This window comes from Alsobacter soli (genome assembly GCF_003004785.1).
Lineage (GTDB): Bacteria > Pseudomonadota > Alphaproteobacteria > Rhizobiales > Beijerinckiaceae > Alsobacter > Alsobacter soli.
The window spans coordinates 1-3,475 of sequence record NZ_PVZS01000066.1 but is presented as its reverse complement, the minus strand read 5'-3'; the positions used below and the strand labels follow the sequence as shown (position 1 = coordinate 3,475).

General features: G+C 70.6%; 2 protein-coding genes. Both read right to left on the bottom strand.

Features of this window, described 5'->3' with window-relative positions:
- Positions 1 to 287: 287 nt before the first annotated feature.
- Positions 288 to 1,595 (bottom strand): replication-associated recombination protein A, encoded by a 1,308-nt coding sequence (locus SLNSH_RS24235; RefSeq protein ID WP_106340855.1) that lies wholly within the window; start codon positions 1,593 to 1,595, stop codon positions 288 to 290.
- A gap of 175 nt (positions 1,596 to 1,770) precedes the next feature.
- Positions 1,771 to 3,168, bottom strand: coding sequence for a DegQ family serine endoprotease (locus tag SLNSH_RS24230; RefSeq protein ID WP_106340853.1), 1,398 nt, complete (start codon positions 3,166 to 3,168; stop codon positions 1,771 to 1,773).
- Positions 3,169 to 3,475: the final 307 nt, after the last annotated feature.

Here is a 3,475-nt window from a genome sequence, read left to right as displayed (position 1 = left end):
CAGGCCCCTGCCCTCGCCCGGCGGGAGACGCCGCTCTTGCGGCGCCCCGCGCGGGTTTCGCGCCGGGGCCGCTGCGCGGGCCGGAGCCGGGCTTGGCCCGCCCCGCCCGACCGCCGGCCGCGCCCGGACGCTTGGGTCCGCCCTTGCTCATGTGAAGCTCCTGAGGAGTGAGACGCCGCCCGCGGGCCACGCCACGAAAGAGATGCCCGAAGGCTTTGGAGCCAAGTAGCAAAGTCGGGGAACGCTGGATACCCCGGCCCGCCGTGCGAGGAGAGCGACCACGACCCCTACTCTCCCCGCTCCGCCCGCAGCTTCGCCCACCACTCCATCCGCTTGCGGATGTCGCGCTCGAAGCCGCGCTCCACGGGATCGTAGAACTGCTGCCGCCCCAGCCGCTCGGGCCAGTAGTCCTGCCCCGAGAAGGCGTCCGGCTCGTCATGGTCGTAGCGGTAGCCCGCGCCGTAGTCCTCCTGCTTCATCAGCTTGGTGGGCGCGTTCAGGATGGTCTTGGGCGGCGTCAGCGACCCGTGCTCCTTGGCGGTCCGCATGGCCGCCTTGAAGGCCGTGTAGACGGCGTTCGACTTGGGCGCGGTCGCCAGGTAGACGGTCGCCTGCGCCAGGGCGAGTTCGCCCTCCGGCGAGCCCAGGTAGTCGTAGGCGTCCTTGGCGGCGTTCGCGACCACGAGCGCCTGCGGATCCGCCAGCCCGATGTCCTCCACGGCCATGCGCACGAGACGCCGGCCGATGTAGAGCGGGTTCTCCCCGGCATCCAGCATGCGGGCAAGGTAGTAGAGCGCCGCGTCCGGGTCCGACCCGCGCACCGTCTTGTGCAGCGCGCTGATCAGGTTGTAGTGCCCGTCCTGGCCCTTGTCGTAGATCGGCGCCCGCCGCTGCACGATGCGGCTCAGCCCGGCCGTGTCGAAGACCTCGCCCGGCTTCGCCGCGCGCCAGATCTCCTCGGCCAGCGTCAGCGAGGCCCGCCCGTCCCCGTCCGCCATGGCGACCAGCGCCGCCCGGGCGTCCTCGTCCAGCGGCAGCTTCCGCCCTTCCGCAGCCTCGGCCCGCGCCAGCAGCTTGCCGATGGCTTCCTCGTCGAGCGACTTGAAGGTCAGCACACGCGCCCGTGACAGGAGCGCCGCGTTGAGCTCGAAGGACGGGTTCTCCGTGGTGGCGCCCACCAGCGTGATGGTGCCGTCCTCCATCACGGGCAGGAAGGCGTCCTGCTGCGAGCGGTTGAACCGGTGGATCTCGTCCACGAACAGCAGTGTGCCGCGCCCGGTAGTCCGCCGACCCCGCGCCGCCTCAAACACCTTCTTGAGGTCGGCGACCCCGGTGAAGATGGCCGAGATCGGCTCGAAGTGCAGCGTGGTCTCGTGCGCCAGCAGGCGCGCAACCGTTGTCTTCCCGGTCCCCGGCGGACCCCAGAAGATCAGCGAGCCCAAGGACCCGGACTCGATCAACCGGGTCAGGGCGCCGTCTGGCCCGACGAGGTGATCCTGGCCGACGACCTCGCCGAGCCGCGTCGGCCGCAGCCGGTCGGCCAGCGGCCTGGGCGCGCCCTTCTCCAGACCTGCGGCTTCGAAGAGGTTCGTCATGTGGCAGAGATAGCGACGGCGCGGCCGAGACGCCAGCTTTCACCGCCGTTGCGCNCGGCGCGGCCGAGACGCCAGCTTTCACCGCCGTTGCGCGGAGCGCAGCGACGAAGCAATCCAGGGGCCGCCGGCCGCCCCTGTCCGATGCGCGCCCCTGCCCGCGCTCCCATGCACGCCCCTACCCCCCGACGGCCGTGGTCAGCACCTCGCCCCCGCGCTGGACGACGAGCTTCCAGTAGTACTGCCGCGGCTTGGCGAGCTTCTCCAGGTCGCGGGTGGACTTCACCTTGTTCTCGTCCACCTCGAGGATCACGTCGCCCTTCTTCAGGCCGAGCTCCGCGGCGGCCGAGCCCTGCGTCACGTCGGACACCACCACGCCGTCGTAGCCGATATCGGCCGAGAGCTCGTCGGCGACGGCCGGCGACACGTTCATCACGGTCGCGCCGGCCAGCGGCCAGCGACCCTTGAGGGTCAAGGTGTCGCGCGGCCGGGTCTCGGGCGCCTGCGCCAGCTTCACCGGGATGCTCAGCTTCTTGCCGCCGCGCAGCACCGTGAGCGTCGCCGCGCCGCCCAGCGGCTTGGTGGCGAAGCGGAAGCCGAAGCCGTCCGGGTCATCCACCTGCTGGCCATCCACGGCCAGGATCACGTCGCCGGCCTTCAGCCCGGCCTCCGCGGCCGGGCTCTTGTCCACCACGGAGGCGATCAGAGCCCCAACGGGCCGGTCCAGGCCCAGGCTGTCCACCAGGTCCGACGAGACAGACTGCAGTTTGCCGCCGAACCAGGGACGGCGCACCGCCTTGCTGCCGCTCTTGGCCGAGGCGACCACCACCTTCACCATGTTGGACGGAATGGCGAACCCGATGCCGTGGCTGCCGCCCGACTGGGAGAAGATGGCGGTGTTGATGCCCACCAGCCGGCCATTGACGTCGATGAGCCCGCCGCCCGAGTTGCCCGGATTGATGGCCGCGTCGGTCTGGATGAAGAACTGGTAGTCCGACACGCCCACCTGCGTGCGCGCCAGCGCCGAGACGATGCCGGAGGTCACGGTCTGGCCCACCCCGAACGGGTTGCCCACGGCGAGCACCAGGTCTCCTACCTCGAGCGCGTCGGAATCCCCGAGGTCCAGCGCCGCGAAGGGCTCGTTGCCCTTGATCTTGAGCACCGCCAGGTCGGTGCGCGGATCGCGCAGCACGATGTCGGCCTCGAACTCGCGCTTGTCCACGAGCGCGACCTTCACCTCGGTCATGCCCTCGATGACATGGTGGTTGGTGACCACATAGCCCGACGGGTCCACGATCACGCCCGAGCCCAGCGAGCGCTGCACGCGCGGTTGCACCTGGTCGCCCCCGCCGAAGAACCGCCGGAAGATCGGGTCGTCCATCAGCGGATTGCGCGGCATCTTCTCGACCCGCGTGGCGTAGACGTTGACGACCGCCGGAGTGACCCGATGCACCAGCGGCGCGAAGCTCGCCTTGGCCTGCGCCATGGTCTGCGGGACCTGCGTCTGCGCGCCCGCCGGGCCGGCCAGCCCCGCCAGCATCGCCGCGCCCACCAGGGCCTTGATGATCGTCCGCATCGGCTGATTCCTGTCCGGGTTGAAACGTGAAGCCGGATATAGCGAGCCCCCGGCGCGGGAGAAAGGGCGACCGCGTGCGGCCCTTCCCTTCCTTGCGAGGAGCGAAGCGACGAAGCAATCCAGGGGCCATGCGCGCGCCCCTCTCGTTATGGTGGCGCTCAGCCCCCCTGGATTGCTTCGTCGCCCTGCGGGCTCCTCGCAAGGACGGGGAAAATTCTCTCCCGCGCAGCGGGAGATGTCGGCGGAGCCGACAGAGGGGGCCTTTCCTCCAGTTCCAGTGTTGCGGTTTGCGCCGCTCGGCCGCCCC